This is a genomic window from Pseudoalteromonas sp. 13-15 (genome assembly GCF_001468205.2).
Taxonomy (GTDB): domain Bacteria; phylum Pseudomonadota; class Gammaproteobacteria; order Enterobacterales; family Alteromonadaceae; genus Pseudoalteromonas; species Pseudoalteromonas marina.
This window is the reverse complement of the sequence record NZ_CP019162.1, coordinates 3,295,846-3,322,180: the sequence shown is the minus strand read 5'-3', so window position 1 is coordinate 3,322,180 and position 26,335 is coordinate 3,295,846. Positions and strand designations below refer to the sequence as shown.

17 protein-coding genes are annotated in these 26,335 nt (G+C 39.1%); 11 read left to right on the top strand and 6 right to left on the bottom strand.

What is annotated here, in order from left to right:
• Positions 1 to 158 precede the first annotated feature (158 nt).
• The 8 genes from ATS72_RS15360 to pelG all read left to right on the top strand — a co-directional run bounded on the left by ATS72_RS15360 (position 159) and on the right by pelG (position 13,144).
• Positions 159 to 1,148, top strand: a complete 990-nt coding sequence (locus ATS72_RS15360; RefSeq protein ID WP_058428499.1) for a sensor domain-containing diguanylate cyclase — start codon at positions 159 to 161, stop codon at positions 1,146 to 1,148.
• A 337-nt stretch (positions 1,149 to 1,485) separates the two neighbouring features.
• Positions 1,486 to 4,197 carry an endo alpha-1,4 polygalactosaminidase gene (locus ATS72_RS15355; RefSeq protein WP_058428498.1) on the top strand — a complete coding sequence of 904 codons (2,712 nt, stop codon included), beginning with the start codon at positions 1,486 to 1,488 and terminating at the stop codon, positions 4,195 to 4,197.
• The gene (locus ATS72_RS15350) at positions 4,197 to 7,478 is read left to right on the top strand and encodes a tetratricopeptide repeat protein (RefSeq protein ID WP_058428497.1); all 3,282 of its coding nucleotides are present in this window, start codon (positions 4,197 to 4,199) and stop codon (positions 7,476 to 7,478) included. The genes ATS72_RS15355 and ATS72_RS15350 overlap by 1 nt, the downstream gene beginning before the upstream one ends.
• Positions 7,479 to 7,492: 14 nt before the next feature.
• Positions 7,493 to 8,008 carry a hypothetical protein gene (locus tag ATS72_RS15345; protein ID WP_008132805.1) on the top strand — a complete coding sequence of 172 codons (516 nt, stop codon included), beginning with the start codon at positions 7,493 to 7,495 and terminating at the stop codon, positions 8,006 to 8,008.
• Positions 8,005 to 9,306 (top strand): PelD GGDEF domain-containing protein, encoded by a 1,302-nt coding sequence (locus ATS72_RS15340; RefSeq protein WP_058428496.1) that lies wholly within the window; start codon positions 8,005 to 8,007, stop codon positions 9,304 to 9,306. The genes ATS72_RS15345 and ATS72_RS15340 overlap by 4 nt, the downstream gene beginning before the upstream one ends.
• Positions 9,299 to 10,282, top strand: a complete 984-nt coding sequence (locus tag ATS72_RS15335; RefSeq protein WP_058428495.1) for a tetratricopeptide repeat protein — start codon at positions 9,299 to 9,301, stop codon at positions 10,280 to 10,282. Before ATS72_RS15340 ends, ATS72_RS15335 begins: the two co-directional genes overlap by 8 nt.
• A complete protein-coding gene (gene pelF / locus ATS72_RS15330; protein ID WP_058428494.1) occupies positions 10,275 to 11,792 on the top strand; it encodes a GT4 family glycosyltransferase PelF in 1,518 nt (505 codons plus the stop codon). Before ATS72_RS15335 ends, pelF begins: the two co-directional genes overlap by 8 nt.
• On the top strand, positions 11,780 to 13,144 hold the full coding sequence (gene pelG / locus ATS72_RS15325) for an exopolysaccharide Pel transporter PelG (RefSeq protein ID WP_058428493.1): 1,365 nt from the start codon (positions 11,780 to 11,782) through the stop codon (positions 13,142 to 13,144). Before pelF ends, pelG begins: the two co-directional genes overlap by 13 nt.
• Before the next feature lie 58 nt (positions 13,145 to 13,202).
• Here pelG and ATS72_RS15320 read toward each other — a convergent pair whose 3' ends face one another.
• The 3 genes from ATS72_RS15320 to ATS72_RS15310 all read right to left on the bottom strand — a co-directional run bounded on the left by ATS72_RS15320 (position 13,203) and on the right by ATS72_RS15310 (position 16,724).
• Entirely contained in the window at positions 13,203 to 14,201 is a 999-nt protein-coding gene (locus ATS72_RS15320) for a D-Ala-D-Ala carboxypeptidase family metallohydrolase (RefSeq protein WP_058429147.1), read from the bottom strand.
• Positions 14,202 to 14,212: 11 nt separating this feature from the next.
• Positions 14,213 to 15,574 (bottom strand): L,D-transpeptidase family protein, encoded by a 1,362-nt coding sequence (locus tag ATS72_RS15315; protein ID WP_058428492.1) that lies wholly within the window; start codon positions 15,572 to 15,574, stop codon positions 14,213 to 14,215.
• 172 nt (positions 15,575 to 15,746) lie between these two features.
• Positions 15,747 to 16,724, bottom strand: a complete 978-nt coding sequence (locus ATS72_RS15310; RefSeq protein ID WP_058428491.1) for a DNA topoisomerase IB — start codon at positions 16,722 to 16,724, stop codon at positions 15,747 to 15,749.
• Between the two features lie 189 nt (positions 16,725 to 16,913).
• On the opposite strand from ATS72_RS15310, the gene ATS72_RS15305 reads away from it, so the two are divergent.
• Both ATS72_RS15305 and purU read left to right on the top strand, forming a co-directional pair.
• Positions 16,914 to 18,800: a hypothetical protein gene (locus ATS72_RS15305; protein ID WP_006794861.1), complete on the top strand. Its 1,887-nt coding sequence runs from the start codon at positions 16,914 to 16,916 to the stop codon at positions 18,798 to 18,800.
• 197 nt (positions 18,801 to 18,997) lie between these two features.
• Entirely contained in the window at positions 18,998 to 19,828 is an 831-nt protein-coding gene (purU, locus tag ATS72_RS15300) for a formyltetrahydrofolate deformylase (RefSeq protein WP_010555843.1), read from the top strand.
• A gap of 89 nt (positions 19,829 to 19,917) precedes the next feature.
• Here the strand turns inward: purU and ATS72_RS15295 are convergent, their stop codons facing one another.
• The 3 genes from ATS72_RS15295 to acs form a co-directional block, all read right to left on the bottom strand.
• On the bottom strand, positions 19,918 to 21,507 hold the full coding sequence (locus ATS72_RS15295; protein ID WP_039036525.1) for an AbgT family transporter: 1,590 nt from the start codon (positions 21,505 to 21,507) through the stop codon (positions 19,918 to 19,920).
• A 371-nt stretch (positions 21,508 to 21,878) separates the two neighbouring features.
• Positions 21,879 to 22,532, bottom strand: coding sequence for a response regulator transcription factor (locus ATS72_RS15290; RefSeq protein ID WP_006791970.1), 654 nt, complete (start codon positions 22,530 to 22,532; stop codon positions 21,879 to 21,881).
• Positions 22,533 to 22,627: 95 nt separating this feature from the next.
• Positions 22,628 to 24,568 (bottom strand): acetate--CoA ligase, encoded by a 1,941-nt coding sequence (gene acs, locus ATS72_RS15285; protein WP_006791969.1) that lies wholly within the window; start codon positions 24,566 to 24,568, stop codon positions 22,628 to 22,630.
• 437 nt (positions 24,569 to 25,005) lie between these two features.
• On the opposite strand from acs, the gene ATS72_RS15280 reads away from it, so the two are divergent.
• Positions 25,006 to 26,175 (top strand): DcaP family trimeric outer membrane transporter, encoded by a 1,170-nt coding sequence (locus ATS72_RS15280; protein WP_006791968.1) that lies wholly within the window; start codon positions 25,006 to 25,008, stop codon positions 26,173 to 26,175.
• Positions 26,176 to 26,335: the final 160 nt, after the last annotated feature.

Below are 26,335 nucleotides of genomic sequence, written 5' to 3'. Positions count from 1 at the left end.
AGGCATATTAATTACGGTGCAATTTATTTAAAAACGCCCATTAAATAAATATAAATAACAATAACTTAAACCAGAAGGTTACCGAAAGGTTTAAAAACCATAAATTGAATAAACTGCTAGACATCAAGTTTCATTAACAATAAAAATGAGCAACTGCCATGTCTAACAATAATCAACACAGCAAACTAAATAACGAAAATATCGCTGTATCAACATTAGTAAACAGCCTTTCTGAGCGTGTTAACAATGAAAAAATAAGCGCGATTATTAATGTCACTAACGTGATGGCCGATGCTATATTTATTGTAAATGCACAAGGCATTTTTGAATCGGTAAACCCGGTAGCTGCACGATTTTTTAATGTTCCTTCAGATATATTAATTGGTAAAAAGTGGCAGCATTTTTTACAAGAGCAATACCGTGACGATTACGAATACATGTTTGAAAGTTGGAGAAACAATTATCAAACGCCGCTAAATCATGGCCCCAAAGAAGTAAAAATAATTAAAGCTAATGGTAACTTTTTAGATGTAGAGCTTTCGGTTTCGTGCATTCCACCAGCAACAACTAATAATACTCCTTTATTTATTTGCATCATGCATGACATTTCTAAACACATAAAAAAGTATAAAGTACTCGAAACACTTTCAAAGCTCGATCACCTAACTGGTATTGCAAATCGTGGAACGCTCGAAAAAACAATCCACAAAGATTGGCAAACATGTCTAATGAACAAGCAACCATTAAGTTTTATATTGATTGATATTGATTATTTTAAATTATTTAACGATAACTTTGGGCATGTAAAAGGTGACAAATGCTTGCAAAAAGTAGCAAAAACAATTGAAGAATGCCTGCCGTCAAAAGACAGCTTAGTTGCCCGATATGGTGGAGAAGAGTTTGCCGTGGTATTACCGCGATCTCATATTTCAAACGCTGAGATGATAGCCAAGCGTATTCAAGATAGAATTTTAAATTTAAACTTTAGAGAAATAGGCCTACCTGACAACGTTAAAATTAGTGTTAGCCAAGGCTTAGCGTGTGAATACAATAACCAATATAGAACATCTGAAGCATTAATGTGTGCCGCCGACAGCGCTTTGTACAGAGCTAAATCGCAAGGAAGAAACATGATTTGTATTAGGTAATGATTAATATTTAAAACAATAAACTTTTTAAAGGCCATTTTATAAGCGAAATGGCTTTTAAATTTATCCAGAACTGACAATAAAAACTTACATTTCTTTACAAATCTCGTTTAAAATCCAAGCCTTTCTTAAAGGTTTTATTTATTTAAATTCATTAACTTGCAATAATAACACCACCTAAATAATAGATTAATTTAGTATAAATTTAAAACAACATGATAGACCTTTTATTTTTGTTAACATATAATAATACTTAATAACTAATACAAAATAACTAGAAAAGCCTCGAAATGCTTTCCTTTGAGCAATAGTTTAAAATTAACATAACGAATCATTAATGAAATATATTTTATGGCTTTTGCTTTTAGTATCAGCGCAGTTACTAGCAAAGCCCGTTAATAACAGCATCGCTTTTTACTATTCAGCCCCAATGCCTTTAGCTGAAATGACTTTTTACTCACGCGTTGTTGTGCAACCTGAGTTAGTGACTGAGCATGAATTAAATTGGTTTAAAGAACGTAACATTGCTGTTTATGCTTATTTGAGCATTGGCGAATCATATAATAAAAGTGACTATTCACTTACTACAAACCCAAATTGGAATAGCTACATTTCCGATTTAACTTCAAAGCAATGGCAACAACAATTAAATAGCTCGGCTGTTATATTAAAAGAACGTGGCTTTAGTGGGTTGTTTTTAGACACCCTTGATAGCTATCAATTATTAGATAACGAACGTTACGATAAATTAGCGCAGCAAGCTGGATTAGTTTCAATAATAAAAGATCTGTCTTTAGTATTTAAAAAGCAATTAGTGCTCAATCGTGGCTTTGAATTACTGCCAAGCTTACAAAACCTTGCAACCGACTTAGTTGCTGAGGGATTATTTAGCCACTTTAACCCACTTGATAATAGCTACAAGTTAACCTCTAAGAACGATCAAGCATGGTTAGCTGCCCAACTTAAAAAAGCGCAAAGTTTAGGTTTTAACGTTCAAGTTATTGATTATGCAAAACCTGATAAACGTCTTGTAATGGCTGAAAAAATTATTGCTTCAGGGTTTAATGCTTGGGTGACCGATGGGCATTTACAAACCTGGGGAACATCAGCTATTAGCCCCGTACCTAGGCGTGTGCTTATTCCGTACAATAGTGACTTAAAACCTCTTATTTATTCTACGGTTCACTTAAAGCTGGCCACTCTTATTGAATATTTAGGTTATATTCCTGACTATATTGATATGGCCAAGCGAGACCTGCCATTAGTTGACCCAAGTTTACATGCTGGAATTATTTCGTGGACCAACATGGCCGGCTTCTACTCCGCGACGGTTATAAACTGGCTTGAGAGCAACTTAGGCGTTGTGCCTCAATTAATTGTTGGTGAGCTACCACAATCAGCTAAATTATTAGCAGCATTAGGCGTGCAAACGCTGAACAGCTCCCCACCAGGGCCTTATAAACTTAACTATTTAGCACCATGGTTAAAAGGTGAGTCAGGTTCTTCACCAGCCATTACCAAACCTTATTTATTAAAATTAGCGCCAGAAGCCACCACTCTTATTGATATCAAAGCAGCTGATAGCAGCACAATTGTACAAAGTGCCAAAACCAAATATGGCGCGGTTATTGTTGCCCCGTGGCTAATTGATACGCTCCCAATGGAAGGTAGTAATTGGGTTATTGACCCAATTACACTGCTTACTAAAGCCATGGGGTTATCCACAATACTGGCTCCAGACACAACGACAGAAAGTGGCAGACGTATGCTTACTATGCATATAGATGGGGATGGCTTTACCAGCATTGCACATTTTGATGGCAGCCCGTACGCCGCAGAGGTAATACGCGATGATATTATTAAACCTTATAAACTTCCCATTACATCTTCTATTATTCAGGCGGATATAGAGCCTGGAGGTATTCATGCTAAGCACAGTAAAAAACTAGAAAAAATTGCGCGCAGTATTTTTGAACTTCCCTATGTAGAGGTCGCTTCGCATACTTATAGTCACCCTTACTTTTGGACCGCGCTTTCTGGCCGAAAAGAAATTGACGAAGAAGATACTGACTATGGGTTTCACTTAGATGTACCTGGCTATGACACAATTAGCTTAGAAAAAGAAATTACCGGCACCATTAATTATATTAATGAAAGACTAGTACCTAAAGGAAAAAAAACGGTGCTTATGTTGTGGTCGGGCGATGCTACACCCGGTCCAGACGCATTAAAAATAGCGCGTAATGCTGGTGTACTAAACGTAAATGGCGGCAATACTGATGTAAATAGTGATAACCCTAGCCTTTCACATATATCGCCGATTGCGCGCCCTGAGGGTGATTTACTGTATCAAATTTACGCGCCAATACTGAACGAAAACGTATACACTAATTTATGGCATGGCCCGTATTACGGATTTAAGCGACTAACAGAAACCTTTGAAATAACCGAAAAGCCATACAGGTTAAAGCCCTATACTATTTACTATCATTTTTACTCTGGCGAAGTTCCTGCAGGGCTTGATGCCCTAAAGCATAATATTGACTATGTATTACAAAGACCCAACACCCCGGTGTACTTAAGCCACTATGCAAAAATTGCGAAAGATTTTTACTTTTCGGCCTTAGCTAAAAATAGTAAAGGAGATTGGCTGTTTAGCTCAAAAAATATTCGCACCCTTCGTATACCAAGCGACTTTGATATTGCAAACATATCACAAAGCGATGGGATATTAGGAGTAACGCAGCAAGGCGATTACGTACATACTATAAAGGGTATTTCGCGTATTAGTTTTGACCACAGCCAAAAAGATAATGTACCCTATTTAGCCTCTGCCAATGTAGTAATCGATACATGGCAAGTAAATGGCCCGGTTAGTTTTAAAGCGTGGATACCTGCAACATTTGATTTAGTGAATGCCCACTCATGCCAATTTATATCTCACATGGGAAAAAGTTATAAAGGTATCACTCGCGGAAAATTAACCCACTTTAAACTACCTGCAGGTGAGTTTTTGGGTTATTTAAACTGCACAGGGGTTGCTAAGTAATGAATACCAAAAAGCGCCCTCATTTAGTTTCAATAAAAACAATTTTAACAATACTCGCTGTTAGCTGTTTCTCGTTGTATGCGCTATTTCCGCACACCTTATTTTTTGAAGACGATGCACTTTCACAAGACTACACATTCGAAAAGTCATACTTACACGCTGCACTTAATACTGACCCAAACAATGAAAAACTGCGCGCTAAATTAGTTGAACTGCATATTGCATTGAGTGAATATTCAAACGCAACTAATGAGCTTGAAAAACTGCCAAAAAGTAAGCGTAAAACAGAACTTGAAATAAAGTTACTTTACTCATTATGGCTTGCAAGTGGTGCCAATGTAGATGACCGATTTGAAGAACTTTCATTAAAGGTTAGTGCCTATAAACCATGGAACGAAGACATTCTTACCATAGCTAAAGCACTCGGCTTGAATGTAAAGCTTGCACAATATTATGAAACACACAAAAAGCCGTTAATTGCCGCTGATTATTGGTTAACCGCAGGCCAACCTGCAAAAGCGTTGCTGCTTTACAAAAATAACATGAGCGAAACAATAGCCGAAAAAGCCATTGAAACCGCACTGGGTGCAAACGAAGCGATGCAGGCTTATGCGTGGTGGAAGCAATATGGAGATCAATCAAATATAAAGCGCACACTTTATCTTGCTGACTTAGCAGGCAATAAAGAAGATGCAATTATTGCAGCTACAAAACTGCTGCAAAAAGAACCTAACAATATTAAGTATTTAACACAGGCAATGCAGCTTCACTTAGCCAATGGCGATGCTAACGGCGCTGAATTATTGCTTTCAAAACTACTAAAACAAAAACCTAACGATAAAGAGCTTCATTTACTAAATTGGAAAGTAAAGCGCTGGCTCAATAAGCCAAGAGCTGCACTCAAAGAATTTAAATGGTTAATGATAAATAAAGCTGTTACCGCATCAATGCTTACAGACAGTATTAACGATGCAACGGCATTATATTTGTACCAAGATGCTAACGACATTTACGCTTACAAAGCTAAAAATAGGCAACTAAAAGGCAATGGCTTTACTAAATGGATGCAAACTAACGAATTTATTGGCGATGCCAAACAAGAGCTCAAGCATATAGAACGTTTTGAAAGCATAAACGGTAAAAGCGTATTATCGCAATATTGGAAAGCAAAAGTATTACATGACACAGGCAACTTAAACGGTTTACGTAATTTGTGGCCTATTTATCAGGGTCCCAAAAACGAAGAAGATTTAATGTGGCTAGCTCGCGCGTTTTGGTTAAAAAACGACTTTAACACGGCACTAACTATTTTAAAGCAAAAGCAGCAAAGTACCGATGACGAGTTTTGGAGTGCCCGCGTTGACATGGCGCTCAGGGTAAAAAATAAAAAAGAACAGCTTTATGCCCTTGAGCAACTCAAAGCACTGGGTAAATTAGGCGAAGGCGATTTATTGCAGTACCAGCAACTTAGATTTGAAGGCAACCCACATGAATTATTGACGTATTTATGGCAGCAACCTTCGCTGAGCGAAAGTCAGCTAATTGACATTGCTAATTTAAGTACGCAAATAAACGATTCAAACGCCGTTGAACAAATCTATAACGAACTGAACAAGCAACGCTACAACAAGGCGCTATACCCTGCTTGGTTAACGCTTGCTAGCTGGTATCAAAATCAGAGCGATTTAAATTCAGCGTATACAACGCTCAACCGCGCCGCAAAACTGAGTGAATACAATCCTGACGTAGTACTTGTGCAAGGTTGGTTAGCACTGCAGATGCACGACAGCATCATGATTAAACGTATTTTAAATAACTATGCTGACAACAACCCAACGTATGCGTGGGGCCAACTTTTAGCGAGTTTATCTATTTATGAAAAGTCATATAACAGTGCTTATTTTTACTTACGTAAACTAGCGATAGCTGAGCCTAGCGACTTAACAACATTAGTAAACTTAGCCGATGTAATGAAACAACTCGGCTATTATGCCAACGCCACAGAGCTTAATCATTATCTTCTTCAGCATTTACCTAAAGATAAATATGCATATCGAGGACTTATGTTTAGATGGGCTGGCGCTATGGCTATGCCACATTTAATGCAGCTAAACACACTCGATGAGTTAGCCCCTGAAACCATAGGCACAGCACAAGCAAACTGGTGGTTATCACGCCGTGCTGCGCAAAAACTTGAGCCGTGGCAAGCACTTCAGCTATACATGACTCAAGGTGAGTTTAGTAAAGTAAAACAATTAGTTGATACAAATACACTGGGAAAAAACGATCAGTTAAGTGCGCTTTTATACTTAAACCAACCTTATGCAACTATGCAACGTTGGTATGAAGAGCTAATTAACGAGCCAAGTGAAGCTCAGCTAGGCTTTTTAAGAAACGCGCGCACAGCTTACTTTCGCGCATTTGAAGTAAACCTATCTCCGCAAGCAGGGCTCAATAGTACGCAATACGACATAAATGTGTATTTTCCTTATGCAAAAGGCCAGTGGAAACTGAGCCTTAGCGATCAGCAAAACCTTGGCAATAACGGACTGCTATTCGCAATAGAAAACACTATGACGTTTGGCCGGTGGGCTTTTAATACAAAAGTTGATACGCATCAGGGCAGTATTATTAGCCGACAAGGCGTAAATTTAGACTCTCGTTATCAGTGGGATGCGCGCACTCAAGTTGGCGTAAACTTACAATACAACGCCGAAAACCGCCAATCTGAAGTGTTACTAAGCTATGCGCAACTTAATAAAGCCACGGCTTATATAAATTATAATATTGATAACAGGCAAAGCGTGCAGCTATCAGCAGCTGCTATGTCGTTCACGCGTAGAGACAACGACAGCACACTCGTTAATGGACAAGAATATAACGCACGCTACCAATACAGTATTTTAAAAGATCGCCCTATTTGGAACGCCTACTTTAGTGCGCAATGGCAAGACTTTGACCCAGTAAATACTGCTATTAATACAAATAGAAGACCCAGACGCATAGTTATTGAACCTTTTAGGCGTTTTGCCCTAGGTACTTCTTTTGCCTCAACAGGCTCATTAACGCCCCCATACTTGGGTGCCAGTCCGTCTTGGTTATTTGACATAAGTACAGGCTACCAAACACTGAACGATACAATTGATGTATCTGTTTCCAGTGGTGCTGGATGGTCAGTACTTGGTGATGATTTATTTAAATTACAGCTCGGTTACCAAAGTAGTAATAAGGTCGGTAACTCAGATACACAGTTACAATTAGGATATTACATACATTTTTAATGTTAGGAGAGAATATGTTTCGCTTAGTTATACTTAGTTTGGTTTTGCTCTTGTCGGCGTGCACTACAAGTCGAATTGCTGATGATATCGAAATTAGCCCAGCAACTACCGTGGCTTTATTACCGCTTGTTAATCATGCACAAACACCACTGGCAGGTGAGCGCGCTGAAGATATTTTAGCAAGTATTTGGCAACAAAATAAGCTACCTAAGTTACTTCGTGCGCCAAGAAATAGCAGTAAAGACCTGCCACCCCTAGACGATCAATACCGTTTAAACAACGCAATGCAATGGCTCAATACTCAACAAGCTGACTATGTACTTAGTGGCAGCATTGAAGAATGGCGTTACAAAGCAGGTCTTGATGGAGAGCCAGTGGTTGCACTTACTTTATTGCTTACAAAAAACGGTGAAACAACACCAATTTGGACCGGCACCATTGCAAAAAGCGGTTGGGGACGCGATAGCATTGCAGCAACTGCGCAAGATGTAATTGCCGATTTAGTGTCTTATATTGAGGTTAGTGAGTGAAAACACATTTCTTACGCCCAAGAGACGTTCCTGAGCTACAGATATGGGCTGAGGTATGTTTTTTTACCGCTTTAGCTTTAGGGCTGCCTGTTCTATTTAATGCTGAGGACCCCTATTGGACGCAAGGAGGGTTTTCTTGGCCAGTATTAGGGCCGTTGCTTGTTGCTCTACGCTATGGCTTTTCAAAAGGTTTTATTAGTATTTTAACCTTACTAGTAGGGCAATTATTGCTAATACAAAGCAATATATTAGACCCTCAAAGTGAGTTTAATATTAACGCCATGATTGGCTACATTATTGTAGTTATGGTGGCAGGTGAATTTAGAGATGTATGGGAGCGAACTAATCAACAGCAAAGCATTCAACTAGCCTATGTATCAGACCGACTTGAAAAATTTACGCGCCAATATCATTTAATTAGCTCATCACATGACCGAATCGAACAAATGCTTGCTGGACATACACTTAGTTTACGTGAGTCATTACAAGCAGTACGAGAATCAATTGGTAAATTAAAACAAAGACGCTTAGACAGTGCCGCTGAGGTTATTTTAAATCTATTTATAGAATATGGCTCGATAGAAAAAGCAGGCTTATATAAAGTTGAAAACGATAAAATACAAGAGCCTGCACTAGCTAGTGTAGGAAAAATGAGTGAGCCATCTAATTCAGACCCATTAATAGCTGCCATGTTTGACGAAAAAGAACTGGTGTCACTTAAAAATCCAAAAGCTTCATCGGGTGATAGCAAGTATCATATTGCTATTCCATTGATTGATGTGAACGACACAATTTATGGGGCTATTTTAGTTGAAAAAGTGAAGTTCTTTGCTCTCAAAGAAAACACCCTTACTTTACTTGCCGTTATGGCCGGACATATTGGTGACCTACTGCGTCACGAAATCACTAATCCAATAATGACCCGTGAAGAGTCGCCATACTTTAAGCGCCAAGTTAAACACGCAAACAAAGAAGCAAAGCGTTATAAAATTCCTTCACACTTTTTAAAGGTGAACGCGCTAAGTATTAATGATGAATCTCGACGGCTGATGGAGTATTTAACCGAGGCTCGCCGAGGGTTAGACATCTATTTATACGATAATGAAAAACAAGTTCTGTTAATACTGATGCCGCTTGCCGATGAGCTTGAAAAAGATGGTTTTGTAATGCGAATGAATAGCTGGTGTAAAGAACGTACCGGTAAAACATTACAAGAACTCGATATTATTATTGAGCAAGAAGTGGCGTTTCCAGTCAATAAGGATGAATTATCTAAACTGGTAGCCCTACATGATTAAAGTTGTGATAGCCGCCTTAATTGCATGTTTATGCGAGTATTTTGCACTGCAAGAAATTCTTAGTACACCAAACTGGTTTGGTGTACTTTTCCTGCATGCCATTGCAAGCATACTTTTTACCTTTGTAAGCTACGTTTTAATTCCTAAAAAATATAAAACAACGCTTATAAATGGCACGCTATTATTATTCTTATTACTGTTTAGCTTACCTGTATTTGGTATTTTAGGTGTTGTGATGGCGCTTACATTTGCGCTATGTAAGCCACTTAAAAGTGATGATACCGAAATAATAGAGCATGAAATTCCAGAACTCCCCTTTGAAGTCCCTGATATTTCGGCGAACCCTACTTATTCAATTGGTGGCGTAAAAGCTATTTTAAAATACGCAAGCGAACCTAACAAACGCTTAACTGCAGTAATGGCTGCTCGCCACATGCGCGACAGCCAAGCAATCCCAATATTAAAACTCGCCCTCAAAGATTTAGAAGACGATATACGCCTACTTGCTTACTCAACACTTGATGCCAAAGAAACAAAATTAAACGAAAAAATTAGTGTTTATCAGCAACAAATAGCTAATACCACAAAGCAGCCTGAGCTAAGTAACTTACAAGAACAGTTAGCACACGTATATTGGGAGCTTAGTTATTTAGGGCTTGCACAAGGCGCTTTAAAAATATACGTATTAGAAAAAGCTGAAGCACTCAGTTTACAAAGTATTGAGTACGCACAAAAACCAGCCAATTATGTTTTTTTAGGGCGTGTTTATTTAGCGTTGGGTCATTACGAACGTGCGCTTGATTTGCTTGTACAAGCAACTGAATTAGGTATGGCGCGTCGCCATGTTTTACCCTACAAAGCCGAAGTTGCCTTTTGCATGAATAAGTATGATGACTGTAAACGCTACTTAAAAGAGTTACCTGAACAACCTAAAGGGAGCGAACTTCGCCAATTACAGGAGTATTGGAATGCCTAAACCCAATGCCGATATATTATTATTATTAGAAGGTACTTATCCTTATGTTCGTGGGGGGGTATCGAGTTGGGTTCATCAAATTATTGAAGGGCTACCTCATTATAACTTTGAGCTTATTTTTTTAGGCGGTGCTTCTGAGCACTATGGCGATATTAAATACACACTTCCAAAAAATGTTACAAAATTGCATGTTCATTATCTAGTAGAGCAAAATAATACTGATATAAAAGCAAAGCACGGCGTTAAATATAAAAAAGAGTTGTTTGAGTTTTGGCAGCAACTGCAAAGTTATTTTAGAGACTCAAAAGAGCCTATTCCCACCGAGTTACTTGAATTTACATTTGAACAACTTGGGCAAAAAAACGGTATAAACGAAGCTGATTTTTTATATAGCGAGTCATCTTGGCAGGTATTGGCTGACTACTATTTAACATTTTGCGACGAATCATCTTTTATTGATTTCTTTTGGTCGTACCGTAATTTGTATAAGCCTTTGTTTAAAATTGCAGATATTGCCCGCCAATTACCGAATGTTAAACTTATACACTCTATTTCGACAGGCTATGCTGGTTTTTTAGGTGCAGGTGCAAGCGTAATTAATAACACGCCTTACTTATTAACAGAACACGGTATTTATACCAAAGAGCGAAAAATAGACTTAATTCAAGCCGATTGGATAAAAGAGTCTGAAGCTATTTTAGGTAAAAACTTAAACACCGAAATGGGCTTTATTCGCCGAATGTGGATCACTTTTTTCGAGCAAATTGGCCGCACGAGTTACCACCAAGCCGATAGAATAATTTCACTATACGAAGGTAATAGGCAGCGTCAAATTAAAGATGGAGCCTGTGAGAAGCGCTCTTTAGTCGTACCAAACGGCATTAAAACCGCTCACTACGCTAAAGCACTGGCTGCACGTTCTAAAACTATTCCATTAACAGTAGGCTTAATTGGGCGTGTAGTACCAATCAAAGACATTAAAACCTTTATTCGTGCCATTAAAGAAGTGCAATCAAGCATGCCCGCAATAGAGGGATGGATCATAGGCCCTTTTGAAGAAGACCCAAAGTACTACAAAGAGTGCCAGTTACTGGTGGGCAGCCTTGAGTTACAGAACAGCGTGAAGTTTTTGGGTATGCAAAATATAGCTGAAATACTCCCTAAGTTAGGCCTTGTTGCACTAACATCTATTTCTGAAGCCCAACCCTTAGTGTTACTAGAAGCAATGGCAGCAGGCGTACCTGTTCTAGCCAGTGATGTTGGCTCGTGTCGAGAAATTATTGAAGGTGCCACAGAACAAGATAAGGCTTTAGGTAAAGCAGGTGAAGTTGTTTCTATTGCATCGCCAAGCGATACAGCCATACAAATTACAAACATACTTAATAACGACGATAAATGGCATGAGTATCAATCAAGCGGCTTAAAACGTGTAAAAGCATTTTATGACGAAAGCCACATGTTTGCCCGATACGACAAGCTTTATAAGGATACAATGTCATGGCCGGAATAGGTTTTGAGATACGAAAAATTCTCAAAAAAAATACCCTCCTCTCTGTTTTTGAAGCCTATAGCTACGCTGGCCTCATTGGTTCAGGCCCTTGGTTATTGTCAATCATCGCTCTAATGCTTATTGGTATTTTAAGCCTTGGAATAGTATTACCTAAGCTGTTAATTATTCAGTTTCTAACCCTGATAACTTACATGATGGCGGCCTCGTTAATATTAACTGGCGGCTTACAGCTTATGCTAACGCGCTTTGTGGCAGATTTATTTTTTACAAAAGACGACGACTCAGTACTCCCCAATTTACTTGGTGCACAACTTATTACAACGATTGGTGCATTACTGGTTGGATTTGCTGTTTGGCCATTTTTACCTTTACCCGTTGTAACCAAAATTATTATTTTAGGTGGCTTTGTTAGCCTTTGTAATCAATGGCTTGGTGCTATATTTTTATCGGGTATGAAAGAGTATCGGCTTATTTTAATCACTATGCTCAGCGGATACGCGTTTATGGTGCTACTTGCATTATTACTACGTGACTGGCAATTAGATGGACTCTTTTTTGCTTTTTTTGCAGGTGAAGCACTGTTATTTTTTAGTTTTTTATTCATGATTATTCGTCGCTACCCAGGTAATAAACTAATAAGTTTCGACTTTATGAGTCGAAAAAAAGTCTATTACATGCTGTTCTTTTGCGGGCTATTTTACAATATTGGCGTTTGGGCAGATAAAATTTTATTTTGGTTTTCACCAAGTACATCCATACATATTATAGGCCCCCTAAGAGCTAGCCCAATTTACGATCTCCCCATATTTTTGGCCTATTTATCAATTATCCCCGGCATGGCGGTATTTTTAGTAAGAATGGAAACTGACTTTGTAGAACAATATGACAGGTTTTATTCTGCGATAAGGGGCGGCTCCTCGCTCGAAGAAATTTACTTTTTAAAAGACAACATGATCACAACAGCTCGAGGTGGCTTGTACGACATATTTAAAATTCAAGGCATTACTGTTGCGTGTTTACTATTGTGGGGCGAGCAAATTCTTACCTACATTGGGATTGATCCTAACTATAAAACATTACTTTTTATTGATGTAGTGGGCGTAGGCGTGCAGGTAATATTTTTATCTATTCTCAATATATTGTTCTATCTTGATAAACGCTTTACTGTGTTAATCCTTTCGGGCCTATTTTTAGCATTAAACATTGTGCTTACGTATTTATCTATCGCACTTGGGCCACAATTTTATGGCTACGGATTTGCCCTTTCTACAATAATTACTTCTGTAGTTGGCTTGTTTTGGTTATCTAGGCAGTTTGAAGACCTAGAATACGAAACATTTATGTTGCAATAAAAACACTTACACCTAATAAAAAGTAGCCAATATATTTATTGTTTATTAGGTGTAAACTTTATTTACTTACCCAGCGGGCTTTAAAACCGCGCGTATCCACATGTATAAATGCCCCTCGGTGCGGTTTAGGGCCATAAACGCCCAACCCACCTAATAAGCCTTTAAATGATTCGCGTTTGGCTAACGACTCTACAATATTTGCCATCACTTTTGCGTCTTCAATAGTATATTTTGCATCTTTATTAATATCATCCATACGGTAATTTCCGTCGTTATCGATAAAAATATCTGCTGCGTCTCCAAACACATGGCGGCTCAGTTTCACATTACCAATGGCTTTATTATAATAAGGTGTTCGGTAACCACTCATCACCACCATGTTACTAACTGGAACGCCTTCTAAAATTAGTTCCTTACGAATCATCTCTAACTTTAGCAGCAGTTTATTTTGCAAAAAAAGATACTTGGGATGATTACTTTTTTGCTTACTCACAAATTCTTTCAAAGAAAAATGAGGCGATAATTTGGTACTTTCATTCTCTGGGGTTACCTCAACAAACCCGTCAGGAACAATATAGTGCTTTGAATCTTTAATTTGCGATGGCTTCGGGTAGTGCCCTATTTGGTAATATTTTAGCTTTCCGCCCTCTACTTTATCGGCAGGTACTTTTACAAACACGTTAATTTTCATACGCTGTTTTTTATTTGGCGATTCAATTATTACCGATGTTAAGCCGGGAGTATCCGGTGCCTGCCATTGCCAACGATTAGTATCAGTTAGCATGAACTTTTCATCGCTAATTAATGTGTAAGCATCGGGTGATTGCGCATATAGCACTTCAAATTCAACCTGCTCATTGGGCATTACAAACACCGAAAAAAGTGAGTATGGCATGACAATATCGTTAATTTTTAAACTAAATTCTGCGTCCTCAAAAGCAGGCCTGTTTTGTATATCAACAACCTGATGAGCCGTTTTAGCAGGCTGAGAAGCAAATAAATGCGTGCTAAGCAGAGTAGTCAGCATACTGATTAATAAAATACCGATTAATTTCATATTACCTCTCATTATTTACTTTCTAATAATGCTGCAATAACCGACTGGTTATCATTTTTTAGGAGTGCTTTTTGATCGCGTTTGTAAATATCATCTCTAAAATTAACGAGCTTGTTTTCATCCACCCACGCAGTCCAATAAACTAAATGAATAGGTAATGGCTCGTCCAAATAAAATGTTTGCGTGCTGTTTTCATTTCGTGCATCGTTAACTTGTGCCAATGCATGCTTTTCACCTTGGTGTTTAATTATTTCTTGAGCAAGTGAAAAAGGGTCTTCAATTCTTATGCAGCCATGCGATAACGCACGTCTTGTTTGGCTAAATCGCTGCTTTGCAGGTGTATCATGTACATATATAGCCTCAGGGTTAGGGAACAAATATTTTACTTCACCAAGGGGATTTTTTTCACCCGCACGTTTCACTAAAAAATGGTCAAACTGATAAGGCTTAATTGAATCCCAATCAATATTACTGGGGTTAACTGTTTGTGAGTCTATGTAGCTGTTTTTTCTGATTTCAATATTGTTTTTAACAAGGTAATCAGGATCTTCTGCCACTTTAGGGGCTATTTCCCTAGTAGCAATTGAAATAGGTATGCGCCACTCAGGGTTAACAACAAATTTTTCTATTTCGTCACTAAATGCCGGTGTTTCCCAGCTAGGTTTACCAACAATCACGTTGTTTTGAAGTTTTACATCACCTACTTTCACATAACGCAACTGATACTCAGGAATATTTACATACACGTACTGTTCATCGCTCGAACCAGCAAAGTTGGTAATGCGATAAAAGTTTAACTTTAACTTATTGAGTTTTTGCTCAGCTGAAATATTAAGTTTAGCAAACGTGTTTTTGCCAACTCGTCCATCAACGTTTAAGCCATGGCGATGTTGAAACTGCTTTACAGCGCGCTCAATATGTTTATCAAAAATGCACGGCGCTTTAGTGCATACGTTAGTGAGTAAATCTTGTTCTTGAAATAAACGCATAGCGAGTAAACTTACCGCTTTACTGTTACTACCTAGTTCAAGCAACTCGCTGGCGGGTAAAGAAATAAACCCACCGCGATTCACTATTTCTTGGTACCAATTAATCGCTTTTTCAGTACGCTTTATTAATTGGGCTGAGTATTGATCAAAGTAATAGCTATCTTTAGTTTGCGTGTAGCGCTGCGAGCTGTAGGTGGTCAGTGATGAGCTGGCAAGTAAAACACCATCAAGATCATCATTCGCGAGTAAAGGTGAAGCAAACATGCTTGCTAAGCTCACAAACAAAGCCCCTTTCAAAGTAGCTTTGTTTGTTTTGGTAAAACCTTTTTTTGTAAATAATCCCTTCACGGTGCGCCCCTCGCTAAATAGTGTTGATAAATGCATGTGTACTTGCCGTTTAATTATCAACGAGAGGTGCAACGTCAGTGCCAAAAACAAACTCAAAACTAAGACACTGAAAAGGTTAGGTTTATTAAAATAAAATCATTTCATTTAAGTTACAATACAAACTACTTGTGTAATAAATATACTCAAGTGTGTAAAGTTGCTATGTCGATTAATCGCTTAAAAACGCTAAAAAACCACGTTCGTATCTGCTTAAATACTTAGTCTTGCGAGGTAACGTAAGTGACTCACGCCACGCATTTTGAGCTGCTTCATCTTCTTTACACAGTGTAATTAAATCAGGGTGAACATAAGATTTGCGTGCTATTGCTGGGGTATTACCTAGTTGGTGAGATACACAATCGAGCATGCTTTTTAAGGTAAGTGCGCCTTTGGCTTTAGCTAGCTGCTTAAAAGCAATAACGCTTGCTCGCCAGGTTCTAAAATGTTTTGCACTAAACTCCTCCCCCATTATGTGCTGTATATATTGGTTTATTTCGCTCGATGTTACGTTAGTGCGCTCACCTTCACTTATATACTGAAATAGATGCTGGCCAGGTAAGTCTTGTAAGTCTTTAATTACATGGCTTAGTACTCTGTCAGTAATGTTGACCTCACGCTCTTTTCCAGATTTAGCTCGGTATTTTAACTGAATATTTTTCCCAGTCAGCTTTGCGTGTCGGGTGCGTAAGGTTGTAGCGCCAAAGCTTTTGTTTTGTTTTACGTTTCGCTCGTTACCGACTCTAAGTGCCCCTACGTCCATAAGCCTAACTACCGCTGCTAATGTGCGTTCTACATTAAGCTCACTGCCTTGTAAGTCTGACTCCAAGCGAGCTCTCAATAAAGGAAGTTTATGGCCAAATACACCACAAGCCTGGTATTTTTTGGCTTCTTGCTGAGCTCTAAACTCTGGGTGGTATCGATATTGTTTTCTCCCTTTACTGTCAAATCCTGTAGCTAAAATATGTCCGTTTTCTTCGGGGCAAAACCATGCGCTTTTATACGCAGGCGGAAATGCTAAGCCATTCAAACGCTCAATAACCGCTTCATCTTTTATTACTTTGCCAATAGGGTCGAAATACTGCCATTGCTTGTTTTTAAGCCTTCGAGTGATACCAGGTAAATTATCATCCACATAAATTAACTTCATAATCACTGCACTCCGTTTTGATCAATGACAGCCTATAAAACATTTAAACTAACATATTCAAATAACCTTAAACTGAACACTATTATTGATATACAATCAAAAATTAAGCAATAATGTTTAAAGTGCATACGTTATTGTAACTCTGCTGATATTCCCTTTTTTGGATGTGCTATTTATAAGGAGCATTTAATGGCTTTTGATTACGGATCAATCGATCTTGGACTAAAAAACCCTTTTAAACTAGAAGGTAAAGTAAAGGCTGTAAGAGGGCTGATTGAGGCTGTTGTGGGTGTTAGCCTGTTAGTTACCGCATCTAGCTCTGTAAAAGACGACGCTACCGCAGGTTGGATTTTGATGATATTTGGCATGTTAATACTCGCACTAGGTATTCGTACCTTATCTGGCGGTATATATGCCACACTTAAGTACTTTGTAGGTAGAAATCACCCTACATCGCTGGCGTTTAACTTTAGTAAATCGCAAACCTCAACTGCACAAGAAGAAAAAAACGAAGTAGCCTACACAGCACAAACATTAGAGGAAATGCTTGTTGGGCGCAAAAACAGTACGTTCAAAGAACCAAACGGCTTTTTATCTCGCTTACTACACAGCTTAATACCAAAACTATTATTTCTACCCTATCCAATACGTAATGTTGCCCAACGTTTATTTGGCTCATGGGTTAGCACGCTGGTTGCACTTATTGCTTATGCGTTGGTTGCATTTGTATCACTCTCAGGCTTTACAGGCGAAGCGGGAGAACTTGCTTTTCCGATATATAGCGCAATTTTAATGTTTTACGTGCTGTTTTCTTGGCGTTCGTCTGGCAAACCCATTTCACGAAATGCCGAAAAAAACATTGAAGCCTTGGGTACGGGTGCGCTTGCTAAAATCATTTCCTTATCGTTTATATTACCCATTGCTATAGGGCTTTCTATGTCGTGGCTAATGCAAGAGCAACGCATTAGTAAACAACAAATAGACAACTGGCTAGAACAATTACCTAGCCTTAATGCTGGACTGTATTTAACAGCCATTATTATACTCGCTACACTAAGTTGCGCCCTTGTGTTTGTAATGATTAAAGCTCGTTTAAATATTGTGACCCCCACTGCCGAGGTATCAGAACTGAGGGAGAACTGGCAAGAGTCTGTTCATCCCGATGAAATTTTTATAAACCTTGATAATTTAGTGATGGCAAACCGTCGTTACAAAGAAGTACCTAATAGGGTTTACCGTGAGCTAGATCCTAAATTACAAGAGCAAATTGAAGGTAAAGGCGGCTTTAAAGGTGAAATGATTCAAGAAATCCAACCTAAACTGCACACGATGGATTTAGGTAAGCACTTTAGTCTTTCGCGTTTAATTGCGTTAATTAGCGGTAACTTACTTTATATTGTAGCGCTTACTTTTACCGTATTACTTGCCTACTCGTTTATTAATATTTACCACTATATTGATGCAGCAAATATAAATAGCATTGAGCAAGCGTTTAATAATCAAAATATTATTGAGTTTAGTGAACTGTTAATGGCAAGTGTTCACTTATTACTGATTGGTGTATTAATTAAAGCCTTTGCCCAGTTGCTAAGCAACAGTGCACACTTATTTTTTGCCGAAATGCAATTTGAATCTTTACTGGTATATTTTAAATGCGAAGGCACATTTACTGAGTCAAAAATATCAACAGGTACAGGTATTCACGATAGCACTCGTTCAGAAAACACCTTAGTGCGCAGCAGCATAACACCTTGGGTGATTGTTTCGCGTGTCGTTTCGACAACCTTTGCCGCAACAGGTATGAAAAACCTTGAGCATCCTCGCCATATTATGGAAATGCACAAAGATGAAGGTCAATTACAAGCAATCAAAAAAGATGTAATCGCCTTTTTGAAAGACCGCGAATCCATAGCCTCTATTACGAGTGAACGCGATTTAGGTAACGCATCTCAACTACATCAGTTGAATCAACAAACTCGCGCAATGCCTATGCAACCTACTCTAACTAAAGACGATGAAGAAGCCGCTGGCTTTTTACGTCAAGAAGACGACTTGGCGTCTGAGCCAAAAAAATAGCATTTTCAGATAAATGCCACCTGTATAATTGGGTGGCATTTTTTATTTACCTAAATATGCCCCACCGCTATGTAACGTCTAAATTAAACTAAAAGCGTGCAATAACATGATTAATATTTGATTAGCCCACAAAGCCCTTGCTTTATGTTTTAAAACACAAATAATGAAACATTAATCATAGGGTAAGAATGAGGAAAATGAGTTACATACTAACCACCCAATGTGCCGACGATGTGGGCTTAATTGCTAAAATCACCGGGCTTTGTCATCAAAATAACTTGAACATTACTCGTAATAACGAATTTGTAGACAAAGACGCCAAACGTTTCTTTATGCGCACTGAGCTGACGGGGCAACCACAAAGTGACTTTTTAGAGCAGCTACGCGCTTTATTACCTGAAGGCGCCAAACTTGCATTGCACGACGATGCAAAAACTAAAGTGGTGCTGCTTGCCACCAAAGAAGCACACTGCTTAGGTGGTATGCTATTAAAACAGTTTGAGCAAACACTTAATATTGAAGTGCTAGCTGTTATTGCTAACTACCCTGATTTAGAACCACTTGCTAAAGGTTTTGGTGTGCCATTTCATGTGGTATCGCATGTTGGGCTAAGCCGAAGTGAACATGACCAACAAGTAGGTGACTTAATTGCTAGTTATAACCCAGATATAATTGGTTTAGCCAAGTATATGCGTATTTTAAGCCCTGAATTTGTAGGCCGCTTTGACGGTAAAATTATTAATATTCATCACTCTTTTTTACCCGCATTTATTGGTGCAAAACCGTATCATCAGGCATTTGAGCGCGGCGTAAAAATTATTGGTGCAACGGCTCACTTTGTAAATAATGAATTAGATGAAGGCCCAATTATTTTACAAGACGTGACAAGTGTGACTCACGCTAACACAGCTGAAATGATGGCAAAAATGGGTAAAGACGTTGAAAAAACGGTTTTTTGCAAAGCGTTGCAACTCGCTTCAGAGCACAAGCTATTTATAAATGGCAATAAAACCGTTGTATTTAGCTAGGACGCGTTAACCTTTGTGGTTATACCACGCTCATTTGCTAAAAAAAGCCAGCTAAGCTGGCTTTTTTATTGTTCGCGTAAAATAAGTAATTACGGTGTGTAATACGTAGGAGACTCAGGCCCTACAGGCATACCCAGTAAAAATACCCAAACATAAAACAAAATAACCCAGCCAATAAAAAATACAATACTGTATGGCAGCATGGTAGCAACCAGCGTACCTATGCCCATGTCTTTTTTATACTTAACAGCCACGGCAAGTATTAAACCAAAATAACTCATCATCGGGGTTATCAAGTTTGTTACCGAATCACCAATACGGTAAGCCGCTTGAATTGTTTCTGGCGCGTAGCCTATTAACATAAGCATAGGAACAAAAATAGGCGCTGTAATAGCCCATTGTGCTGACGATGAGCCTAAGCTTAGGTTTACTAACGCACACATTAAAATAAACAGAACAAATACTTCAGGGCCTGTCAGGTTTAAAGCTTGCAAAAGCGCCGCACCGTTTATAGCTAAAATGGTGCCTAAATTAGTCCACTTGAAAAATGCGACAAATTGCGCCGCAAAAAAGACTAGCACAATATATAACCCCATTGAGCTCATGCTTTTACTCATGGCATTAATAACATCTTTATCGTTTTTCATAGTGCCAACAACACGGCCATACACAAAACCAGGGATACTAAATGTCACAAAAATAATAACCACAATCCCTTTTAAAAAAGGAGAACCCGCAACTTCACCGGTTGCAGGGTTTCGTAAAATGCCATCGTCAGGAACGATGGTCCAAGCAAGTAATAAAGAAACTACTAATAAAGAAACGCCAGCCCATTTTAGACCTGATTTTTCTTGTTGAGTAAGGGTGTCTATGCTGTTTTGAGACAGATCAATACCGGCTTCGTCTGGGTTATATTTACCTAAACGTGGCTCAACTATTTTTTCAGTTACCAAAGTACCTAGTACTGAAATTAATAGCACCGATATCATCATGAAATACCAGTTTGCTTCTGCGCCAACAACATAGGTTGGATCGATCATTTGAGCCGCAGGAGTTGTAATACCAGCAAGAAGTGGGTCAATAGTTCCTAATAATAAGTTAGCACTATAGCCACCCGACACGCCTGCAAATGCAGCGGCAAGGCCAGCTAAAGGATGACGTCCCAAACTATGAAAAATCATCGCTGCGAGTGGAATTAAAACCACATAACCTAGCTCTGAGGCGGTATTAGACATAATAGCGGCAAACACCACCATAAACGTAACTAAACGTTTAGAAGCGCCCATTACCATGCCTCGCATGGCTGCAGAGAGCAAACCCGAGTGCTCAGCAACGCTTACACCAAGTAGTGCAACCAACACGGTACCTAAGGGTGCAAACCCCGTAAAATTAGTGACAAGCCCAGCCATAATGCGCTGTAAACCTTCAGCGCTTAATAAGCTTACGACTTCAATAACGCCATCAGCGTCGCGCCCAGGAGCACCTACCGGGCGAGGGTCTATCGCACTTAATCCAAACCAATCTGCAATACCGCTAAACACAACAATTGCCACTGCAAATATTGCAAATAGTGTAATTGGATGAGGCAGCATATTGCCTAAAAATTCGACGGTGGCTAAAAACCGATTAAACAACCCCTTATTTGGGTTGTTGCTAGGTGTGTGTGTGGAGTCTGTCATACCCTGCTCTTAAAGTTATAAAATTGCCGTAACCTAGCATTATTTGTAATTTAGATCATGTATAAAAGGTGAATGGTTTGTGAGTAAAGCTAAATAACACAAAAGCAGGAATATGTTGACCTTTTGTAATTAATTACGCCGTTTAATGTTAGACAAAGCAGAAGGTATAGGTATTAGGCGTGTTTTGTCATAAATGAAAGATGAAAAAGCATAAGTGCTAAGCAGACGCTGCCTAAAGGACTTAACCTACGCCTGCCCAAAATTAAATGCGTTTCAAAGCATAGCCGTCAATATGCCCATGCGCTAAAATGCCAATTCAAAATAGCGGGTAAAATATAACGGTAATAAATCGCTTCAAAGCCGTTAAACCATTATTGAGCTGGCTCAATAGGCTCTAGTTGTAATTTAGCAGCGATCAGTACGGCTTGCGTTCGGTTATAGACACCGAGCTTTCTAAAAATTGCGGTAATGTGTGCTTTTACTGTTGCTTCTGAAATGTGCAACTCATAAGCAATTTGCTTATTGAGTAATCCTTCATGCAAATATTGTAAAACGCGGTATTGCTGAGGTGTAAGAGAAGCGACTTGCGCTGCAATTTCTCTGTCTTCACCTTCAATTTCGGCTACTTTGTTTTTAAGCTCTTTTGGCAGCCATGTATCACCTTCAAGTATTTGGTTAATTGCGTTGGCAATATCGTCCGATGAGGATGATTTGGGAATGAACCCCATAGCACCATAACCCATGACTTTAGAAACAATATTAACGTCTTCACTGCCTGAAACCACAGCAATCGGTAAACTTGGGTACTCTTCTCGGATACGAATAAGACCATACAAATCACCATTACCTGGCATATGAAGGTCTAGCAGTAATATATCAAGATCTTCTTGCTCGCTTAGCACTTGCAATGTGCTATCAAAATCTGACGACTCGAACACTTCTAGCCCTTCAAATTTTGCGCTCAGTGCGCCCTTTAGTGCTTCACGAAATAACGGATGATCGTCCGCTATTAAAAACTGACTCATGGTTCACTCCTAAAAATTCGGCTGATACTTATTACTAAGTAACAGCCGATATACTACGTTTAGAATTAACTTGTAATCAAGCTTTTAACGCGTATTTATCGATTTAATCGATTATCGATAAGTTCATCCACTACCGACGGATCAGCAAGGGTTGACGTATCACCCAATTGCTCGTGCTCATTGGCAGCAATTTTACGCAAAATACGACGCATTATTTTACCTGAGCGTGTTTTAGGTAAACCCGGAGACCATTGAATCATATCTGGAGAAGCTATTGGGCTGAGCTCTTTACGAACCCAATTACGAACCGCTGTTGTAAGCTCATCACTCACCGTCACCCCTTCGTTAGGCGTAATATAAACATAAATGCCTTGGCCTTTAATATTATGCGGGTAACCTACTACAGCAGCCTCTGCCACAGCTTCATGAGCAACTAATGCGCTTTCTATTTCAGCAGTGCCTAAACGATGCCCAGATACATTGAGTACATCATCAACACGCCCTGTTATCCAGTAGTAGCTATCTTCATCACGACGACAACCATCACCGGTAAAGTAAACGCCAGGGTATGCACTAAAGTAAGTTTGTTCAAAACGCTCATGATCGCCATAAACAGTACGCGCTTGTGATGGCCAGCTATCTAAAATAACTAAATTGCCGTCAACCGCGCCCTCTAGTGTATTTCCCTCTGCATCATAAAGTGCCGGAGCAATACCAAAAAATGGATGGGTTGCAGAACCCGGCTTCGTGTCTGTAGCACCAGGTAGTGGCGTGATCATAATGCCACCTGTTTCTGTTTGCCACCAGGTATCCACAATTGGACAATTAGACTTACCTATACTCTCGTAGTACCAGTTCCATGCCTCTGGGTTAATTGGCTCACCTACTGAACCCAAAATACGTAAACTATCGCGATGTGAAGTTGCGGTAGGCTCATCACCTTTGGCCATTAATGCTCGAATCGCTGTAGGCGCAGTATATAAAATAGTGACACCATGCTTATCAACCACCTCACCCATTCTTCCTGCGCTTGGGTATGTAGGTACGCCTTCAAATACAACTTGTGTACACCCATTCACCAGCGGTCCGTATGCAATATAACTGTGCCCAGTGATCCAACCTACATCGGCACTACACCAATACACATCATCATCTTGTAAATCAAATACGTACTCGTGAGTCATTGACGCATAAACTAAGTAACCGCCAGTTGTGTGTACAACCCCTTTAGGTTGACCTGTTGAACCTGATGTATACAAAATAAATAGCGGATCTTCTGCGTTCATTGGCTCTGGTTCACACTGTGCTGGTAAGTCAGCGACTAAGTCGTGCCACCAAATATCGTGATCGTGCCAATCAACTTCACCACCTGTTAACTGATGTACAATCACGTGCTCAATAGTGGTTACAGAATCTTGTAATACGGCTTCATCAACATTCGCTTTTAATGGCACGCAGTTACCTGCACGTCGGCCTTCATCAGATGTAATGACCACTTTAGCACCAGAGTCTTTAATACGGTCAGCGATTGCCGAAGGTGAAAAGCCACCAAATACAACTGAGTGAATTGCACCAATGCGAGCACACGCTTGCATAGCATAAATAGCCTGCGGGGTCATTGGCATGTAAATAGCAACTCGGTCACCTTTTTGCACACCTAGCTTTTTTAAACCATTAGCAAATTTGGCAACTTCATCGTGTAATTGCTGATACGTAATATTTTCGCTTTGTGACGGGTCATCACCTTCCCAAATAAGTGCAATTTTATCGGCTTTGGTTTTTAAATGACGATCAATACAATTGTAAGAGGCATTTAAGAAGCCATCTTCATACCATTTGATACTGATGTGCCCTTTATCAAAAGAGGTGTTTTTAACTTTAGTATAAGGAGTAGACCAATCGAGGCGTTGACCATGCTCTCGCCAAAAGCTTTCGGGGTCATTAATTGACTGCTGGTACATCGAATTATATTTATTTTTATCAACGAGTGTTGTGTCTTTTATATGATTAGGAACAGGATAGATACTTTGTGACATCTTAGTCTCCGTTTAAATTACTTGCCTTAGGCTCTCAACAAGGATTACTCAGCAGTGCTTTATTAAGTATTAGACCTTAGTTGTACTCGCCTCCATATTACTAATTTGTACTATATAATTAATAAGCTTAAATATTTTTACCTAAACAATACATGATGTTAAATAAAGGTAGCAAAAGATTACTTCACTGTTAAACCTTAGTCTTATAGACCAATAGATAATTGAGTTAACACTGCACATATCTAAAGTATTTGTGTTGAACAATTAAGCAAATCTAAAAACTATTGCATGCATTGTTTAAAAATTAAAAGAATATTTATTAACACTGAACAGACTCACACTATTTATTTTTATTCGTAATCTACACCTGTAGCAAGTATTGGCAAAAACGAGTAAAAAATTATAAACAACAAGTAGCCTAAACAAGGGATACCAGTATGAAAATAACTCCATTAAAAACACTCGCAGCAAGCGCTGTTTTATGTGCACTATCAAGCACTACTTATGCGGCTACAGCTGCAAAGATTGGTGACACAGAGTTCACTTACGGCGGATATATTAAACTCGACACTATGTGGAGTGATTATTCAGCGGGTGCCTCTGCTGGTACAAGCGTTGGTCGTGACTTTTATGTACCGAGTACTTTAACTGTAGGTGATGATGACAGCTCAGACGCAGTGTTTGATATGCATGCGCGTCAATCGCGTTTTAATTTTGGTACGTCGACCTTGCTAGATAACGGTAAAAAAATTAACAGCAAGATTGAAATTGATTTTCTTGCCTCAGCCGCAGGTGGTAATGAACGCGTATCAAACTCTTTCGCTCCACGCATCCGCCACGCTTTTATAACCTACGACGGATGGTTATTTGGCCAAACATGGTCAAACTTTCAAAACGTAGGAGCACTTCCTGAAACGTTAGACTTTGTAGGCCCTGCTGAAGGCACAGTGTTTGTTCGCCAAGCTCAAATTAAATACACAACAGGTGCGTGGTCTTTCTCATTAGAAAACCCTGAAAGCACAATCACAACAACAGGCGGAGCACGCGTTGCAACTGATGATGCGTCGCTTCCTGATTTTACCGCACGATACACACACAAAGCAGACTGGGGTAACCTTGTTGTAACCGCACTTGCTCGCCAATTAACGTATAAAGTGGGCGGTATTGATGCTGATGAAACGTCATTTGGCGTAAGTGCATCGGGTATGTTTAAAGTAGGCGACGACAACATTAAATTTATGCTGACACAAGGTAAAGGTTTAGGCCGATATGTAGGTTTAAATGTTGCTCATGGTGCCGTACTCAATGGTGATGAGTTAGATGCAATCGACTCAACGTCTGGCTTTGTTGCTTATCAGCATAAATGGAGCAGCCAATGGCGTTCAACATTCCTTTACTCATTCTTTTCAGCTGACAACAACACTGATTTGTTGAGCATTTCAGGTGATCCTACTGAATCAACGCAAAGCTATAGCGCAAATATTTTATACTCTCCGGTTAAACGCCTAACATTTGGTGCAGAGTTAAAACATGCTGAGAGAGAAACTCAGAGCGGTATTGATGGTGATTTAGACCGCTTACAATTCTCTGTTAAATACGCTTTTTAGTTTAAAGTCTACTCCATAAATTAAGCGGCTTAGGCCGCTTTTTTTTATGCGTATAACTTTAAATTTGGTTAATAAACCTCTTAATTAAACCCTACATAATTTTAAAATAAACCTAAGGGTATTAATTAAGCTGGCCCAAATTAGTTAAAAGATAAACAAA

Bases quoted from the DNA above. Each gene is read 5' to 3' on its own strand.
- ATS72_RS15335 (WP_058428495.1), top strand. From the start codon at position 9,299: ATGATTAAAGTTGTGATAGCCGCCTTAATTGCATGTTTATGCGAGTAT.
- ATS72_RS15360 (WP_058428499.1), top strand. From the start codon at position 159: ATGTCTAACAATAATCAACACAGCAAACTAAATAACGAAAATATCGCT.
- ATS72_RS15280 (WP_006791968.1), top strand. From the start codon at position 25,006: ATGAAAATAACTCCATTAAAAACACTCGCAGCAAGCGCTGTTTTATGT.
- ATS72_RS15305 (WP_006794861.1), top strand. From the start codon at position 16,914: ATGGCTTTTGATTACGGATCAATCGATCTTGGACTAAAAAACCCTTTT.
- ATS72_RS15290 (WP_006791970.1), bottom strand. From the start codon at position 22,532: ATGAGTCAGTTTTTAATAGCGGACGATCATCCGTTATTTCGTGAAGCA.
- pelG (WP_058428493.1), top strand. From the start codon at position 11,780: ATGGCCGGAATAGGTTTTGAGATACGAAAAATTCTCAAAAAAAATACC.
- pelF (WP_058428494.1), top strand. From the start codon at position 10,275: ATGCCTAAACCCAATGCCGATATATTATTATTATTAGAAGGTACTTAT.
- purU (WP_010555843.1), top strand. From the start codon at position 18,998: ATGAGTTACATACTAACCACCCAATGTGCCGACGATGTGGGCTTAATT.
- ATS72_RS15295 (WP_039036525.1), bottom strand. From the start codon at position 21,507: ATGACAGACTCCACACACACACCTAGCAACAACCCAAATAAGGGGTTG.
- ATS72_RS15350 (WP_058428497.1), top strand. From the start codon at position 4,197: ATGAATACCAAAAAGCGCCCTCATTTAGTTTCAATAAAAACAATTTTA.
- ATS72_RS15315 (WP_058428492.1), bottom strand. From the start codon at position 15,574: ATGCATTTATCAACACTATTTAGCGAGGGGCGCACCGTGAAGGGATTA.
- ATS72_RS15320 (WP_058429147.1), bottom strand. From the start codon at position 14,201: ATGAAATTAATCGGTATTTTATTAATCAGTATGCTGACTACTCTGCTT.
- acs (WP_006791969.1), bottom strand. From the start codon at position 24,568: ATGTCACAAAGTATCTATCCTGTTCCTAATCATATAAAAGACACAACA.
- ATS72_RS15345 (WP_008132805.1), top strand. From the start codon at position 7,493: ATGTTTCGCTTAGTTATACTTAGTTTGGTTTTGCTCTTGTCGGCGTGC.
- ATS72_RS15355 (WP_058428498.1), top strand. From the start codon at position 1,486: ATGAAATATATTTTATGGCTTTTGCTTTTAGTATCAGCGCAGTTACTA.
- ATS72_RS15310 (WP_058428491.1), bottom strand. From the start codon at position 16,724: ATGAAGTTAATTTATGTGGATGATAATTTACCTGGTATCACTCGAAGG.